At 42.2% G+C, this 17,087-nt stretch carries 9 protein-coding genes, 2 tRNA genes and 1 pseudogene; 2 read left to right on the top strand and 10 right to left on the bottom strand.

Going from position 1 to position 17,087, the window contains the following annotated elements; translation table 11 throughout:
• Positions 1–141: 141 nt before the first annotated feature.
• Positions 142–2,099, top strand: a pseudogene (locus tag IM485_RS22625) (O-linked N-acetylglucosamine transferase, SPINDLY family protein); the annotation flags it as partial.
• Between the two features lie 278 nt (positions 2,100–2,377).
• On the opposite strand, the gene IM485_RS01750 reads toward IM485_RS22625, so the two are convergent.
• The 5 genes from IM485_RS01750 to IM485_RS01730 all read right to left on the bottom strand — a co-directional run bounded on the left by IM485_RS01750 (position 2,378) and on the right by IM485_RS01730 (position 8,035).
• Positions 2,378–4,300 carry a S9 family peptidase gene (locus tag IM485_RS01750; protein WP_287740834.1) on the bottom strand — a complete coding sequence of 641 codons (1,923 nt, stop codon included), beginning with the start codon at positions 4,298–4,300 and terminating at the stop codon, positions 2,378–2,380.
• Positions 4,301–4,431: 131 nt separating this feature from the next.
• Positions 4,432–4,505, bottom strand: a tRNA-Pro gene (locus IM485_RS01745).
• 297 nt (positions 4,506–4,802) lie between these two features.
• On the bottom strand, positions 4,803–6,014 hold the full coding sequence (locus IM485_RS01740) for an FAD-dependent hydroxylase (protein ID WP_287740841.1): 1,212 nt from the start codon (positions 6,012–6,014) through the stop codon (positions 4,803–4,805).
• 344 nt (positions 6,015–6,358) lie between these two features.
• Positions 6,359–6,901 (bottom strand): phasin family protein, encoded by a 543-nt coding sequence (locus IM485_RS01735; RefSeq protein ID WP_104396257.1) that lies wholly within the window; start codon positions 6,899–6,901, stop codon positions 6,359–6,361.
• A gap of 60 nt (positions 6,902–6,961) precedes the next feature.
• Positions 6,962–8,035, bottom strand: coding sequence for an extracellular catalytic domain type 2 short-chain-length polyhydroxyalkanoate depolymerase (locus IM485_RS01730; protein WP_104396256.1), 1,074 nt, complete (start codon positions 8,033–8,035; stop codon positions 6,962–6,964).
• Positions 8,036–8,235: 200 nt separating this feature from the next.
• On the opposite strand from IM485_RS01730, the gene IM485_RS01725 reads away from it, so the two are divergent.
• Positions 8,236–9,078 carry a methyltransferase domain-containing protein gene (locus tag IM485_RS01725; RefSeq protein ID WP_287740831.1) on the top strand — a complete coding sequence of 281 codons (843 nt, stop codon included), beginning with the start codon at positions 8,236–8,238 and terminating at the stop codon, positions 9,076–9,078.
• A 337-nt stretch (positions 9,079–9,415) separates the two neighbouring features.
• On the opposite strand, the gene IM485_RS01720 is transcribed toward IM485_RS01725, so the two are convergent.
• The 5 genes from IM485_RS01720 to IM485_RS01700 all read right to left on the bottom strand — a co-directional run bounded on the left by IM485_RS01720 (position 9,416) and on the right by IM485_RS01700 (position 16,974).
• Positions 9,416–9,489, bottom strand: a tRNA-Met gene (locus IM485_RS01720).
• Positions 9,490–9,580: 91 nt separating this feature from the next.
• Complete coding sequence (locus tag IM485_RS01715; protein ID WP_287740828.1) at positions 9,581–11,407, bottom strand: peptidoglycan DD-metalloendopeptidase family protein; 1,827 nt, start codon at positions 11,405–11,407, stop codon at positions 9,581–9,583.
• A 426-nt stretch (positions 11,408–11,833) separates the two neighbouring features.
• Positions 11,834–12,031 carry a hypothetical protein gene (locus IM485_RS01710; protein WP_287740825.1) on the bottom strand — a complete coding sequence of 66 codons (198 nt, stop codon included), beginning with the start codon at positions 12,029–12,031 and terminating at the stop codon, positions 11,834–11,836.
• Positions 12,032–12,062: 31 nt separating this feature from the next.
• Positions 12,063–15,524, bottom strand: coding sequence for a type ISP restriction/modification enzyme (locus IM485_RS01705; RefSeq protein WP_287740822.1), 3,462 nt, complete (start codon positions 15,522–15,524; stop codon positions 12,063–12,065).
• 241 nt (positions 15,525–15,765) lie between these two features.
• A complete protein-coding gene (locus tag IM485_RS01700; RefSeq protein ID WP_287740820.1) occupies positions 15,766–16,974 on the bottom strand; it encodes a hypothetical protein in 1,209 nt (402 codons plus the stop codon).
• Positions 16,975–17,087: the final 113 nt, after the last annotated feature.

The following is a 17,087-nucleotide window of genomic DNA, read 5'->3' as shown; positions in this document are numbered from 1 at the left end:
GAAAATTCCCCAAGCTCCCTCTCTGTCCAGCAATGCTCTAAAGTTGATAAATATCAATCTAACAAAAACTCAAAGCCCTATTGTACAAACTTTACAAGCATGAGTTGTTGATAGTTTTGCATGACAGGTTCGGTAGAGCCAGAACTACTTAATTATCCTATTCAAGACAATCTCATATCTAATCCCGATCGAGAATTGCTTTTAAATGTAGTTCTCAAAAGTCTTTTATATCCCCATGAATTAACTTTAGATTTAGCTCAAGCAAGTTTACCCTACCTGGAGGAATTAGCCGATAGTTTTATCCCGCAAGCTTTTCAGATAGCAGCACGAGTCACCAACGAGCAACAAAGTCCCACTTTTGGAGTGGAAATTATTAAACTTTGTCTGCAATTAAGACCAAATGATCTGAGTCTTTTGGAACAATTGGTTAACCTCTATATTTTAGCAGAAGACTTTGATAATTCTTTGATAACTGCCTATCAATTGCGAGAAATTTGTCTAACTCCAACCCTAAAGTTATACAGTAATTATCTAATTTTGTTAATACTTTTGCGCTGGGGAGTTTGGCAAGAAATTGATCATATTTATCAAGAATATCATAATTTATTACAGGAATTAACCCGTCAGAAAAATATCACTTTAGAACCGATTATTAAAACTAGCTTTCTCAATGTTTCTAGTCCCCTACCCTACCTAGGCGATCGAGCCTTAGCCAATCGACAATTAACTAATTGCGTCGCCGAAATTTTTCTTGATAATAATAGTTTTAAAACTCCTTTAGTTACGCTCAAAAAAGCTTCAGAAAAACTAACTATTGGTTATCTTGCCAGTACCTTAAAACATCATTCTGTCGGTTGGTTAAGTCGTTGGTTGATTCACCATCATGATCGAGAAAAATTGCAAATAGCCATCTATACTATTAACCAAGAAGAAGATGAAATTACCCGTCAATGGTTCCGGGATAGCCGAGATATTATCCGTCATTTTCCCTACGCTCAAAATCCCCTAGAAGTTGCCCAACAAATTCAACAGGATCAGATAGATATTCTAGTAGATTTAGATAGTTTAACCCATAATCTCACCAATCAGATTATCGCCCTGAAACCCGCAGCAAAACAAGTGACTTGGTTAGGTTGGGATGCTTCTGGATTAGCAACTATTGATTACTATAGCGGTGTGCAGTCGTATGAGGTACAGTGTCACGATCTATAAACCATGCTAGGCAAAGCTTGGTTTGTATCTCACTCAAGCGCTTACCGCTATATATCGCCGATCCCTACGTTTTACCCCAGCAAGCGGAGGAATATTATCGAGAAAAAATCTATCGTTTACCAGAGACATATTTAGCAGTGGATGGTTTTGAAATCGGCACTCCCAATCTCCGTCGAGAAGATTTAGAAATTCCCCCCGATGCTACCATCTATTTTTCCGTACAAAGTGGCATGAAACGCCATCCTGATACCATTAAACTTCAGATGAAAATTCTCGCACAAGTCCCTAATAGTTATTTTCTGATTAAGGGAGTCGGTAAGACTGAAAAAATTCAAGAATTATTTACTGAAATAGCGATTCGGGAGGGAGTTAATCCCCAAAGATTGCGGTTTTTACCGAGAGATATCGATGAATATACCCATCGCGCTAATTTAGAGATTGCCGATGTGGTATTAGATACCTATCCCTACAATGGGGCTACCACCACCTTATATCATTTTTCAAAAGTGATGACAGACTTAGTTGATTATTCCAAAGCGCAATTCCGCTCTCGGACAGGAATTGCGCTTTTAGATGTTAGTCACGACTATTGAAAATTGGTATTAGAAGTTTTATGGCAAGGAATCCCTTTAGTTACATTAGTAGGAGAACAATTTTCCGCCCGCAATAGTTATACTTTTATGATTAATGCTGGTATTGAAGCCGGAATTGGCTGGAATGAGGCAGAATATATCCACTGGGGAGTAAAATTAGGACTCGATCGTTCCTTTCGTCAAGAGATCAGCCATCAACTGTTAGGAAATCGTGACACAGCCCCCCTCTGGCAAGGGAAAAAATTCGCCCAAAATATGGAAAATGCCTATTTAAAAATCTGGGACGGAAATTGATAATGAGAAAGTTATCCGCAATCAATAAAGTATCGAATCGGGACAAGAAAAATTCAACTAATAATTAGGGTTTGCTGAATAATGGTAAAACCCTTTTAAAATAAGGCTTTTGATCTGTTAAAATCTGATGTTCATGCTGCGAAAATAGGATTGGGACATTCAAAAACCTTGCATTATTCTTCTTGTAGTACATAAACTGGTACAAAAAGAAAGACAACAAAGCCTGAAACTCCTGACTCCCGACTCCTGACCCCACCAATACACTTTTTCAGCAAACCCTACTTAATTTCTACGGGTTCTAAATTATCAGCAGCAGTAAAACCAAAGAGACGGGAATAAAAATAAAATTCTGCATCTAATGCTCGTTTTATCGATTCAGCTTGACGAAATCCGTGTTGTTCTCCGGCAAAGGGAACATAAGCGACGGGTAAACCTTTCGCCTTTAAAGCTTCTACCATCATTTCCGCTTGATTGGGTGGAACCACTCGATCTTCTAAACCTTGGAAAAAGATCACCGGACAGGATAACTGAGCAGTAAAATGAATAGGCGATCGCTGATAGTAAATTTCCTTTTCTTCAGGATAACGTCCCACCAATTTATCTAAATATCTCGACTCGAATTTATGGGTATCGGTGGCTAAAACCTCTAAATCACTAACTCCGTAATAACTAGCTCCTGCTTTAAAAGTATCATGAAAAGTTAGGGCTGCTAAAGTTGTATAACCACCGGCGCTGCCTCCAGAAATTGCCAATCTTTCCCCATCGACTAATCCCTGATTAACCAAATATTTTGCCCCGTTGATGCAGTCTTCCACATCGACAATTCCCCAATTTCCCTGCAAACGCTGACGATATTGACGACCATAACCCGTACTACCGCCATAATTGACATCTAGATAGCCAAAACCGCGACTGGTCCAGTATTGCACCCGCAGACTTAAACTAGAGGTCGCCGCGGCCGTCGGTCCACCGTGACTTTTGACTAAAAGGGGCGGTAATTCGCCATTGGGGGCGGTATAATCGGGGTTTTTGGGGGGATAATACCAAGCATAGGCCGTTAGTCCCTGACTGGTGGGAAAAGCGAGCATTTCCGGAATCGAGAAATAATCGCTAGAAATAGTTAAATTACTGGAAGATTTGAGAATTTCTCTCGTTCCTGTGGCTAAATCCATTGAGACAACCGCCGTTACTTCCCTGAAAGAACCGCCAATAAAAACTATTTTGTTATCGCTAACTTGTAGGGAAGAAATGTTAGTATCAGCAGTAATAATTTCTTGAAATTCTCGATTAACAGTATCGATACTTCCTAAATGCCAATGACCATCTTTTGTATAGCTACAAATAATCTGTGATTCGCTGGCAAAACCGTAGTTAGATAAACCAAAAAACCAATGAGGATAGGCAAATTCAGCCTCGATCGGTTCGAGAACTGGTTCTATTTGTTCATCGTGTTTAAAGCAATAAAAGTTCCAGAAATTATTGCGATCGCTAGTAAAATATAACTGTTCATCGGCGGACCAGCGCGGTTCACACACTGACTCATTTTCACCACCAGCAACAACCCGAATATTAGTCAAATAAAGATTATTAATATCCGCCACCCAGAGAAAAGAACTATCCCAGGGCATATTAGGATGATTCCAACTAATCCAAGCTAATCGAGAACCGTCGGCACTTAAGCGAGGAGAGGTATAAAAATCATCGCCAGATACTAAAGTTTTTATTTCTCCCGTATCTACATCGATGCTGACAATACTATTAACTGGTTCTCGATCTTTTTGGCTATGATCTTCACAAATACAGATTAAACGATTGCCAAATTTATCGAGAATTAAATCCGCATAACGACAGGAATTTTCTGGGGTTAGAGGTTGGGGTAAACTATCAGCAGTTTGGCGATAAATTCTTTGGTCAGCAAAATTACAAAAATAGATAATTCCGGCAACAATTAGATAGGAACCTCCCCCGTATTCATGGACACGAGTTCGCACATTAAAAGGCACTGGAGTGATGTCTGTGGTTGTGCCGTCGGGGTTTAATTTAACTAAAACATTTCGCCCCTTTTCCTGTGGTCTGCCTTCTAACCAATAAATATCTTCTCCATCTACAGTTACACCACCAAGACTAATCGATGCTGCCACAATTAGATCGGAGGTAATCGGTGATTTCCAGGAACCGTAAGCTGATATTTGATGAGACATTTTCGACTAAAGCAGTGATTCTAATGGTGAACTAACTTGATCAGAAACGCTGATAAATTAAGAAAATTCCGAGTAAACAGAATAAAGTAGGGATTAGGTGCATCCCTACCTGACTCTCTGTTTTTCTGCAATCGGAGCGGCGGGATTCGAACCCACGACCCCTACTACCCCAAAGTAGTGCGCTACCAAGCTGCGCTACGCCCCGATATTGAACCTTAACCATCATAGCGATAATCGCCGCATTTTGCAAGCTTTTTTTTTCTTCCTTTCTCCCCCATCCCCGGAATTAGCGGCCAGCTATCTAGCTAGGGTTTGGTGAAAAAGTTGTTCGTGGGGACAGGGTGTGGGGTGTGGGGTGTAGAGTTTTACCAGTTTTGAGGTGGCCAATTACCTAATTTTCAGGGAAAAAGTGCCTAAATTTCCCCTCGATCACTCCCATATCTGGTACTTTTTGATTGACAAAAAGTCTAAAGGTCTTACCCAATAAGGTTTTTAGATCTATTCAGCAAGTCCTAGCTAATTGGGGAATACGTCCTTTTAATCCCGTCATTAATTGCAGGGCAAACAATTTCAACGGGGGGAAACCGCGCATCATTGCCAATCCGAGACGACGGATGACAACGATAGGCGGCCAGTTATTGGAGAACAGGCGATCTAGAAAATCTGTGAAGCCTAAAATCGCTAAATTCTCCGATCTACGCCATTTTTCGTAGGATTTTAGGGTAGAAAGCGCTCCTATATCTTCTTGCTTTTCTACTGCTTCCTTTAATACCTGCGCTAAAGCGGCTGCGTCGCGAATGCCTAAATTTAAACCTTGACCACCGACGGGATGACAACAGTGAGCAGCATCACCAATTAAAGCCAGTCGGGGTTTAACATAGGTATCGCTCTGCATTAACTGTACGGGAAAGAGAGTGCGGGGGCTAACTAATGCTATTTTTCCCAGTAATCCCCCCGTATATGCCTCTAATTTCTTGATAAATTCCGCTTCGGGCATTTCTTGCAGTTTTTTCGCTTCTTCATGGGGATTTGTCCAAACGATCTGACAGCGATTACCCTGGAGCGGTAAAATGCCCATGGGACCGGTGGGCCAAAATCTTTCAAAGGCGGTATCGTTGCGATCGAGTTGATGTTTAATGGTGAAAGCGACACAGGATTGCCAATATTTCCAACCTTTGGTTTTAATTTGCGCCCCTTGCCGGATAGCGGATTTGGCCCCATCGGCCCCGATAACTAATTTTGCGGTGATTTTTCGGGTTTGACCGGCTTCTGCCAGGGTGACAGTGGCTATTTCTCCTCCGTACTCCACTTCTAACACTTTAGCAGGGGATAACCAGTCAATGCGATCGCAATCTTGGCTGGCCTTGTGCAGGGCGGTTAAAATCACTTGATGTTCGCCCACATAGCCCAAATAATCGGTTTTTAGTTCATCGACCACAAAGGGGACAAAAATCGGAAAATCGGCATCAGAAAGGCGAATATGACGAAATTTACCGATACTGGGCGAGATTTGATCCCAGATACCCAAGCCTGTAAAAATCCGGCTGGACATCAGCGAGAGGGCATAAGCTTGACGACGGGAGGCGGCCACCTCTAGGGGACGTTCCTCGATCATAGCGATATTTAATCCTGTATTTTTTAAGGCCACCGCTAGGGTGGTTCCGACTATGCCGCCCCCGACAATGATTAAATCGTAGCTGTCCCGTCTTAACATATAAATATTTTTCTCAAAGATCATCAGTGACTACAATGATCTATTCTGACACGATTTTCGGGGTTGCTGTCGGGTTTGATGGTCTTCACCCCACCTAGCCATTGATAGACTTGAAAGGGTTTTGTCCGTGGTTGAGAGTTTCGGGTTATCGCTCTTCCAGAAGTCCAGGAAGAGCGATAACAAGCTGCTACAAGCCCTGTTAGCTGATGCTCCTGGGGCGCCAGTCTTTCTGGATACCCCGACGGCCAATGCAGCGGCGCTGGCACTTGCGCGCCGTTGGGGATATGTTTGGGGCAACAACCCGAGAACTTGGCCAAAGACATAACCCGCAAGATCAAGTTCTTTTAACTCTGATCAGATGCGAATGCGTCAAGGCTTTTTTGAGTCCAATTATCCAGAGCAGTATTGATAGAGTTAAGAACTCCCATTGTTTCGAGCATATTCCCCTTCAACTTTTCTTGAAGTTCGCTAAAAATACTGGTTTGGACATTAAATAGATCATCTACTTTTTGAGCGCTCTTTAATATCTCTAGATACTTGGCTGTAGTTTCTAGATACAGGCTCATCAATTCTGCTTGCTTTAGTCCGATATTGGTCATCGAACTGACATAAATTTCACCCAAGTCCTTAAAAGACTCAGAGGTTGCCTGTAAATTCACCAGCTTCAGTTGGCTTTGAAATAGTTCATTAATACTATCGGTATAAACTTCCCCCAATTCTTTGGTCAAGCTTAGATAACCCTTGCTTAGTTCAGCGAAAGCACTGGGGTTAACAAAACTTGTTAACATGGCATCCATCGCGTTCACATTAGTGGCCGTAATATTCTTGAAGGACTCTATTGCCAACTTGTTCGAGTCAATCCACTGTTTAACTAGCTCGTTTTGCATGGTAGTTTCCTCGTAAACTGCTTAATGTATTTCTCTGTCTGTGCCAGCAAAAAGATTAAATTATTGAGGGCGCGGTTCAGCCAACCGTTCCAACATAGCGACAATTGCCCTCATCTGGGGAGACTCTCTAGTATAAAAGACAGGATTATCTGGATCTGCACTAGAATATCCCCAAAAATCCCAGCATCCCTGGGGATTGTAAGGGATTGATGCTGACGGTTCAACCTGGGGATATAGGACAATTATCCTGTTGGTATCAGCTATTTCATTGTAGCCAGTTTTAGTGTAGTAAGTATCATCAATTTCCGTTGCCCCCTGTTTGCAACCATGAATAGCTACATGAACTTTGCAGCTTTCTTTTTTACAGGCTTCAGGCACATAAACATAAGCCTCCCGACTCATACTCGTCTTTTTACCCTCAATAAACTCACTCTGGTCAAACCGAATAATCTGGCCACTTAATCTATTAGAATCAACTGCTGGATTCAACTTGCCATAAATATGCCCTAAAATCCGATGGGATTGCATGAAATCGCAGTCGTTTATAAAGGGTGACTTAGTATCTGAACATGAGACCCTAGACTCCTCGACAATTATGGCATGACCAGCATTGATATTCTTTTCGTATTTGATATTCTCTGAGGGCAAGCCGGCAGCTTGATAAAAATCTTTTACTTTGTCAACGACGACAGTTTTAACTACGCGATCACTTGAACCACTGAATAGATAGACCCGATCATCTTTTAAGTTGTTGAGATCGGCAATTTTGTTAGCCTTGGCCAGTTCTTGCGCTTTTTTAAATAATCTTTTCCCATCCGGTCCTACTGACTCAGTCAGAGGATTCATGCAAGTTGATGTCGCTTGCTCGAGAAATTGCTCTGGATCCGTCTCGTAAGAACCTACACAAAAAAAAGGACCGCCAGCAATTATACCTGCTCCCACCAGCCTATCTGAGTAGGCCACATGGAATTGAGCCGTCATGAAGGCCCCTGATGAAAGACCAGAAACAGATGTTTGGCTTAAATCTGCCTGATAACCAGATAGCTTGGGTGCTTCCTCGGCTAAGACCACTCCATAGCAGCTAAAAATACTAAAAATCAAAACAGCCAGTAGTTTTAATCCTGCCTTAATCATAAGACCTCTTGCAAAAATCGGAACCTATGATATTAAGATAAAGTCGAACAAGATCGAATGATATTAAGATAAAGTAAAACACATCGAACTTTGAAAACCCACTTGCCACTTCCCACTTTACCGTACTTTTTCAACAGGATTTGGTATGACATATCCGGCTAATCTCTGGCAGGAGTACCTCTCTTAACTAGGAAATCACCATGGAACTTTATCAACGAATAGCCGATTTTTATGACTCCTCTAGTGGACTGTGGGAAAGGATTTGGGGCGAACATATGCACCATGGTTACTACGGTCGCGGCGGCAAGATTAAACTCGATCGCCGTCAGGCACAAATTGATTTAATAGAAGAATTATTAACTTGGGGTCATGTCACCGGTGCTAATCGGATTCTTGATGTAGGTTGTGGTATTGGTGGCAGTAGTCTTTATCTGGCCGAAAAATTTCACAGCCAAGCGGTGGGGATTACCCTTTCCCCGGTACAAGCCGCTAGAGCCAGCCAAAGAGCGCAAGAGTTTAATTTAGAAGAAAAAGTCAGTTTTTGTGTGGCTGATGCCCTAAAAACCCCCTTTCCTGAGAATAATTTTGATCTGGTCTGGTCTTTGGAAAGTGGCGAACATATGCCCGATAAAAGGCAATTTCTGCGAGAATGTTATCGGGTTTTGCAGCCCGGGGGGACTTTTTTGATGGCTACTTGGTGTCATCGTCCCACCACTTCCCTGGCCGGTAATTTAACGGAAGGGGAGATTAAACTATTAAACGAGATTTATCAGGTTTATTGTCTGCCCTATGTGATTTCTTTGCCAGAATACGCCGATATTGCCGGTGACATTGGCTTTCAAGACCTAAAAACCGATGATTGGTCTCTATCGGTGGCGGCCTTTTGGGATGTGGTGATTGACTCGGCCCTAACCCCAGATGCGATCGCTGGTCTGTTAGCAAGCGGTTACACTACTATCCAAGGGGCTTTATCTTTAGGGTTAATGCGGCGCGGTTACGAGTCGGGTTTAATTCGTTTTGGCTTACTGCAAGGGAAAAAATAAAGGCTGATCTCTCCATTTCTTTTTAACAAAACTTAACAATTATTGGCAAAATTTTGCTTGCTTTTCTGGGGAGATTTTGAGATAATATTTTTAAAAGATTTTATTCATAATGGAAATATTGACAATCATCTAAGATTGGCACAGATTACCATTATAAAAAAAGCATAACGCAAACCGCCGCCTAAGTCAAGCCCTTTCCCATACTTATGGGTGCGAATTTCCAGAAATCAAAAAAAAGGCTTTGGTGGGGGGCAGTGATCAGGTAGAACCGGGGAACGAGATAATCTTCAAGCAAGATTCTGTATTTCTAAAATTCTACACTTAGGTTTTCCTAAAATGGCTCAGGGCAGATTTGAACTGCCGACCTTGGGCTTATGAGTCCCCTGCTCTGACCAACTGAGCTACTAAGCCGTTGTTTACACAGTTATCAATCATAACACATAATCACCCAATTGCACAAGAGCAAAAAAGGGAAGATTTTTTCTTCCCTTTGGGGGTATGTTTAACGTCTGCCTGGCAGGAAAGCGATGGGATTAACTGCGCCCTGGCCAGAGGGGTGAACCTCGAAATGTAGGTGGGGGCCGGTGCTAAAACCGGTGCTACCCATCTGCGCGATTGGCTCGCCTTGCTCAACAGTTTCGCCGCGACGCACCAGCAGACGGCTGTTATGGGCATAGAGAGTGACGCTACCATCGGGGTGACGCAGTTTCACCAGATTGCCATAACCGCCAGAATTCCAACCGGAGGAGATTACTTCACCGGCGGCCGCCGCCACAACTGGTGTACCCACTGGACCGGCGATATCGATGCCGCGATGAGGTCTGCCCCAGCGCCAACCGAAACCGGAGGTTAACACCCCCCTAGTGGGCCAGATAAAGCCAGTAAAAATAGGAGTGGGATTAGGTAAATGCTCATCGGGATTAGTGAGGGGAGGAAGGGAAGGTTCTACGGTTTCGCCGACGGGAATTCGTAGGCGGTCATTATATTCTTCCACATTGGTAGGAGCCGAACCGATAATCTGGGGGGGGGTGCTTTGGTTAGAACGCGAACGAAGGGCGGTCCATTGGGGATTAGCGGTTATTTGCCGATCATCGGGGGTTTCTGCGGGATTATCGACGGGAATAGCGATACTTTTCTGGGTTTCCGAAAGGTTAGTTTCCCGCAGATTGGCCACCTCTTGGCGCAGTCTTTCCCGATAGCTGCCGGTGATATTTTCGGGGAATTCTTCCGTCTCCGTGGTGGCGGTGGCGGCGGGCAAATTTTGCCGATTGCTGGGGTTAAAGGACAACCTAGGGCGATCGCCGACCAAGGGGGTAAGATTTTGATTAACTCTAGCGTTGGCAGAGCGATCGGGAACCACTAGGGTTTGATTGACTTTAATCCGGTTGGGGTTGTCAATGCCGTTTTCCCTAGCTAATTCGGCGGGGGTGATGCCGAGAGCGCGAGCGATCGTGTTTAAGGTATCCCCTGGCCGAACCCGATAAACTTGGTTTTCTGGGGGAACTATGACCCGAGGATTGGGAATGGCGGGAATTTCAGTCACAGGAGCCGGATTTCGTAGGGCAACGCTAGGAATTTCCGGTCTGCTTGTCAAGGGAGGATTAAGGGGAATTGTGGCTATCGGGCGATCGCTTTCAGGGGTGGGAACGGGAATCGGGATCACCTGGCCGGTTGGTCGGGGGGATTCTTCGGGAGCAATAACGGGAATCTCGACGCTAGTTGGCGAATTATCGGGAACGAGAGCGGTAGTTTCGGTGACGATTACCGTTTCCCCGGAATTGGACTGATGGGGGTTTTCCTCGGTTCGCAAGGCGGCCAAACTTTCTTGGAGACGTTGACGGGTTTGACGCAGACTAGCAGAGGAACTATCCAACTGCTCAGGAGTTGCTGCCGGGGCTGCCGAGGGCAACTGCTCAGGAGTGGGTATTTTTAAAGTTTGTCCGATAATCAGATCGGATTGGGGGGAGAGATTATTGCTACTAGCGATCGCTGTAGGGGTAGTTTGATAGGTGTCGGCTAAACTCCACAGGGACTCTCCCGATTTTACTTGATGCTCAACCACTGATGTGGCGATGAATTTGACGGTGGCGAGTGCTTGGGATTGGATTATTTGCGGTTCTTTTAGTTCTTTACCCGCAGCCTTGGCTTTTTGGGCCAGGTCGATCACTTCCCATTCTAAGGGTAGAGAATTGGCGGCCTGGGCTGATTCTGAGGTGGAGTTGAGAATGCTAGGTACTCCCAGAGAGAGTGCTAATCCCAGTAGAGCAACTGAGTAACGGACTCGGTTAGACTCAGCGGTGCAATTCTGTTCTGGGGTAGCGGATGTCATGGGGTTGTGGATAAAAGTCTCTTTCAAACAGACCTCCTGTGGTGTAAAGAGTTAGCTAGAGCCAGTGGATTAAGCCGATGGGTCTAGCTTTCAGCATTAGCCTTGAGGCTAGAGTAGAAGTTAAGCAACTTTACTTTTTAGTCAAAATACCTAAAGGTGACTTTTAGGTGAGATTAACTTAGATTTTGAAATCATGCAAGTCTCCCTCTGACCATTAGCACCGGGATCACAGCAAGTTGGTGACATTTTGAATGTCCAGATTGACGATGCTCTATCTCAGATGTTCCAAGCTGATCAGCATTTTTCGTCTTGCCAATTTTTGCCAGTTTTTTGATAGAAAATTTTTATCGGTTTTGCCGTTTAGAAAGAAATTATTAATGATTCGCTGCTCGCAAGGGGCAACGATGGCTATTGGGGGGGCAATAATTAGGGTTTGCCCAAAAAGTTTTTCGTGGGGTGTGGGGTGTAGGGTGTGGGGTGTGGGGTGTAGGGTGTGGGGTGTAGGGTGTGGGGTGTAGGGTGTGGGGTGTGGGGTGTGGGCTTCGGCCGTGAGCTCAGCCGAACGGGTGTGGGGTGTGGGATTTTACCGATTTTCAGGGAAAAAGTCAAAATTTCGCCTCCCACAAGGTTTTTAGATTTAATCAGCCAACCCTAATTAAAAAGAATACACGGCTGTTTTGATATTTTGGTAGTTATCATCTAGGTCTGATTCTAGGAGAATAATCGCAGTAATTCTCCTAGTCATCTCGCTTACTTCCTGCACTTCTGCGATAGTTAATCCCCGTCCTAATAATTTTTCCTCGCGATAACTTAGCCATTTTTTAATAACTTGATAACCCCCGATGGTATATTCCCAAACCCGGGCCGGTATATTTTGCCAATAGGCTCGATCATTGAGATAAATATCATAGGTTTTGGTTCCTAATAATTTTCGCATTTCTGGGCTAATTACGCTCATTTCTGTGGTTGTATATTTTCTGGCGATCGCTTTTCCTTTACCCGGCATTGTCACGCCATTTTTACCCCCGTGTCCCCAACCGACGTTAATAATTAAATCCCCCTTATCTGGGTTTAAATTTCCCCCATCAGTGCAGGAAATCAAGGCGATTTTTTGCAGTGCAGGGGTCGGTTTTTTGGTGACTCCTATAACGGGGTTTTCTGTGTCTAAAAGAGATGCGATCGCTTGTCCTAGTTGGGCAGATTTAATTAATAATTCTTGGCTATTGGGAAGGGGAATTCTTGGGAAGTCTTGACGAATACCGTCGGCATTTTCCCCAAGATACAAGGGAGAGTACCCAATCGCTAATGCGTGCAGCCAAATTAAGGAAGCATTCTCGATATTTTCATCAAGATTATTAATACCCAGTTGATTTAAGTATTGACGAGATTTTTCTGAAAGATTGGCTTTTATTGAAGGAATATTCAAGTTACTGGAATCGAATAATTTTCCTTGAGTATTATCTTCTGTATTCACCTTCTCTAAATTTTGACGTAATCGTATAGGAAAATAATAAGCATGACCTCTTTGAAAATCATTATCTCCTAACAATTGTGTATAACATATTGGTATTCCTTCAGGATTAGCAACTCCTGCTGGACGACTCATAAGAAATGAATTTCCCTCCCAACATTGTGACCATAAATCAGGTCTGGAACGATTCCATAAAGGACTAATCTTGCTGTAATAACACCATCTAACTTCAAAAGGTCGAATTAAATAGCGTATAATGTTATTTTGTTGAAAACCTTCTGATTTTTGAACTTTTAAGCGTACTTTTTTGGCTTCAAATCCACTAGCATCTTTCGTTAATCCAGTTTTTAATGTTTTAAGTTCTTCCCATGTTATCGAAGTATCATAATACATTTTAATTCTTTTTTCTAAACTTGATTTATCAATATCAATTAATGCTCCTCCCCTTTTTTCCATTAATCCATTGCTAGGTGGTTTTTTACATAAATCTGTTAACTTTGGCCATGCTAAATAGTGAGAAGAAACATCGGAGGGACGGAAAGAATAACGATTAGATTGTTCTGGGTTAGAGACTTGATAAAAAGCATCAAAATCTTGATTATTTAAACTATCTAATAACTGTTCTCGTTTAGCAACTCCCCAGAAATGGCGAAAATAGACATCAACATTTTTATTCCTTACTTCCTTTCTTACCATTAATCCGATAGTTGTCCCGACTCGAATCCCTTCCTTATTGTATTGAGTAGAAAAAACACTAGGATCTGGATTACCTTCAGGGGTTAACTTTCCCGTTTCGCGACTATCCCCATTGAGACAATCAAACCAAAGACGATCAAATTCTTGTAAAAATCTTTGCCGCATCACCACAAAAGAAGGATCACCGAGATAGGAAAAATTAGAAATATAACAAACAACCCCTTTACCAGTATTTTCTGAAATACATCTTTCTGCTAAACGAAAAAAGCGCACATATAACTCATCCAAATTAAACTTTTTAATCCCCCAATCGGAGATTAAACCCTGTTTATACACTTCCACTAAACCTGCTTCTTCTGCGGGACTGGTTCCAGCAAAAGCATTGTAGGGAGGATTACCGAGAATAACTAAAATCGGTTTACCGCGCTTAACTTCATCGGCTGCCTCTCGTTCCTTATTTAACTCCGGAAAACTTAATTGTAGCTGTTGAATTTTCTGTTTACTTTCCTCATCGGGAGGTTGCCAACCAGTTAAAGCATTAGTCAGATAAATCCCGACTCGTTCACTATCTTCTATTAAAGGTACATCCAAACTTTGCAGGAATAAACCTAATTGTAGATGAGCGACGACAAAAGGAGCGGTTAAAATCTCGAAACCGAAAATTCTTTCTATGGCTGCTTTTTTCACCAAAGCCATGGCTAAAGCACCCGCCCCATTTTCCTGTAAAGTATCGGTAATATAGCGCAAAACCTCGACTAAATAAGCACCAGTTCCACAGCAAGGATCGAGAATATAAACATCGGGATTAGCTAAACCGTCCTCGATATTTAATTCTTCTCGTAAAACTCGATCGACTCGCGCTACCATATAGCGAACAATTTCCGGAGGAGTGTACCAAACTCCCAATTCTTTGCGTAAATCAGGATCAAAAGCTTGCAAAAATGGTTCATAGAAATACTGTACCGCTTGTCCCTCATCGAATTGACGAAAAAACTCCTCTCGTCGCACTCGATTTAAAGCTGCACCGGTCCAATTCAAGACTTCTACTAATCCCAAAGATTTTAACTTACTCGGTGCGGCGATCTGCTCGAATAGGATCGCTAACATGGGAACATGGAGATGGTGGGCTGCGGATTTCCAATCGAACTTATCCTCTTTATCCTCGCGATTGAGGTTTTGCTTGTGCCATAATACCCAAGCGGAGAATAAACCATAAAAGAGGGTTTGCACGAGGGTAGAACGAAAAAATTTATTCCCCTGTTCCCGTTCAAATTTGATACCTAGGGCATTTTCTAAAGCTTGACGAATATTGGCCAGAGCAGGAAGATCGGAATGATGTTCTAAGCGTGCTTTTGCGTCCCGCGCATAGGAAGCAAGAAACCAAGCAACATCGGCCGGTGAGGTGATAGGAGCCGCCTGTAAAAGCACTCTCTTTAGGTATTCTAAGAGGCTATCACCGTGTTCGGCGGCAAATTTGGATGGATTTGAGGTTTTTAGCCAAAACTCGGCTTCTGACGGGGCTAAACTATAGGCTTCTAATTCTACCGGTTGACCTTGGCTATTGCGACCGATGAGCAGAAAATCGCGATAATTGCTGACTAATACTTGACCGTATTTTTGCCAGTATTTTTGTACTTGCTCGCTGGCGGCGATTTTTTTGACATCTTCTTTGGTTCCCTTAATCTCGATCGCGCCTCTTTCGGGAAAAATCGCCGTAAAAGGTTCTAATTCTTGATTTTTGGGGAATTGATCGACGTTAAAAAGTCCCCCGTCCGGCAATCCCGCACCCTGATTTCTGAGGTTGATAATGCAGCGTACTCGCGGTTTTAGGGTTTTACCGATTTCGTTGAGGAGAGTTTCGAGAGTGCCGTAGTAAGAGGTTTCTTTTACTGCTGCTTGGGAGGAGTGGATTTCTTGCAGGTTGCGAAAATAATTAACGAGGGGATTCATGAGTAATAAAGTAATAGGACAAAATTAACTTCTTGGTTAGGATAGGCAAAAGGCAAAAGTATGTGTAATTAATTGTGTCTAGCTACTTAAAAAGTGTAGTCTAGATAGGGTTGGCCGAAAAAGTTTTTCGTGGGGACGGATTGTGGGGTGTCGGTCGTCGATACCCAATTAGGTTACACTTCATCTTGAGAAAAGCTGTCACCAGAGATGGTATATTTTGGCCATAGTATAGCTCGCTAGTTTAGATTTGTTCAATTGGAGAAATAAGATTAGATAAAATTTCGTTCCATTTTAATTTATGAATAGTTTGTAATTCCGAATCTATTTCAATCAGATGGGAATAGGTATTGACAAATTCTTCTGGAGATGATATCAGTCTCAGATAATATTTAATTGTCGGTATAATACCATTGGTGATTATTTGACAACCATGATTGTTTTTGATAGTTTGAATCTCAGACATGATTAACTCCACTTCTGTGGGTTTAACATCAAACGATGATAGGATATAATATCTTCTCGGATTAAATTTGATAATTTTATCTTTGGCAATTCGGAGAATTTGTAAATCAATGTACTTACCATGCTTAATTTCAATAACTTCTACTAATTGTTTATTTTTATCAAAAATCTCAATATCTCCTGCACTACCAGAAGTTAGATCAGAAGCTGTGTGACTGCCTAGAGGTTTTAATGTGCAGGATTTGTATCTTTCTACTTCTATAATTAACCTTTGATAAATTGCATATAGTGCTAAAACAGGTAATTTGGAAGCTCCGCGAGTTTGATAATTGAAACTAAAATGATTTTCTAGGCAACTGCTCAAAGTGTTGATATCAAAAGGTTCAGGATTATCTATCTTCAAAATTTTAATCTTTTGAGTCTGGATAATCTGATTAACTTGATGAAGTAAAAGCCTTAAAATAACTTCAGCTTGTTGAGGATTAGTTTCAATAAAATCAATTAAACCCAGAAAAGCATCTTTGGTTTTTTGATTACTAATTTTACCTTGATAATCTAAAGTATAGGGAAAGGGTTGTTCTAAAGAACGAGTTAGCCAGCCACTTTCTGCCATAGCTGGTAATCCCAATTGTTTCAAGGTGGGAGTAATATACTGAGTATCAATAGTTCTTCCTGAAAATCCTCCAGGTAAATTAGTTTGATGGTATCTAATATCTTGATTAGGATAGAGAATTTTATGAACTAATAAAGTTATTAAAACCGTATAAACTACCTTTTGTTTTGAGCAATTAGTAGCAATTTGTTGGATATAGTTTTGATAGGGTTGAGGGAGCAGTGGTTGCCGATCATCTAAATTTAAGGATTGGTCATAAATTTCTAATAACTTTTCTTTATGGTTCATAAAATCTAATCCGATAATTTCCAATTGAATATTCTGACGAGAAAAAGAAAACTCCTTTAAGGGCTCTTCTAGGTTCTGTGTGAGCATGGTATAATAGTAACACAGAACAGGAGGTGGGTTATGTGGATAAATTTTGATCAACTCCTCGATTTACCAAATGTAACAGTGGTCAATTATCAAAAAATTGATGAGACAATTTT

The organism is Microcystis sp. M169S2 (assembly GCF_020245865.1).
Taxonomy (GTDB): Bacteria; Cyanobacteriota; Cyanobacteriia; order Cyanobacteriales; family Microcystaceae; genus Microcystis; species Microcystis ichthyoblabe_A.
Note: the sequence above shows the minus strand (reverse complement) of the source record. Positions and strands in the feature narration are given on the sequence as shown.

What these genes read in the sequence shown, in the direction of transcription:
- IM485_RS01750 (WP_287740834.1), bottom strand. Translation starts at nt 4,300, where the DNA reads ATGTCTCATCAAATATCAGCTTACGGTTCCTGGAAATCACCGATTACC.
- IM485_RS01740 (WP_287740841.1), bottom strand. Translation starts at nt 6,014, where the DNA reads ATGTTAAGACGGGACAGCTACGATTTAATCATTGTCGGGGGCGGCATA.
- IM485_RS01735 (WP_104396257.1), bottom strand. Translation starts at nt 6,901, where the DNA reads ATGCAAAACGAGCTAGTTAAACAGTGGATTGACTCGAACAAGTTGGCA.
- IM485_RS01730 (WP_104396256.1), bottom strand. Translation starts at nt 8,035, where the DNA reads ATGATTAAGGCAGGATTAAAACTACTGGCTGTTTTGATTTTTAGTATT.
- IM485_RS01725 (WP_287740831.1), top strand. Translation starts at nt 8,236, where the DNA reads ATGGAACTTTATCAACGAATAGCCGATTTTTATGACTCCTCTAGTGGA.
- IM485_RS01715 (WP_287740828.1), bottom strand. Translation starts at nt 11,407, where the DNA reads ATGACATCCGCTACCCCAGAACAGAATTGCACCGCTGAGTCTAACCGA.
- IM485_RS01705 (WP_287740822.1), bottom strand. Translation starts at nt 15,524, where the DNA reads ATGAATCCCCTCGTTAATTATTTTCGCAACCTGCAAGAAATCCACTCC.
- IM485_RS01700 (WP_287740820.1), bottom strand. Translation starts at nt 16,974, where the DNA reads ATGCTCACACAGAACCTAGAAGAGCCCTTAAAGGAGTTTTCTTTTTCT.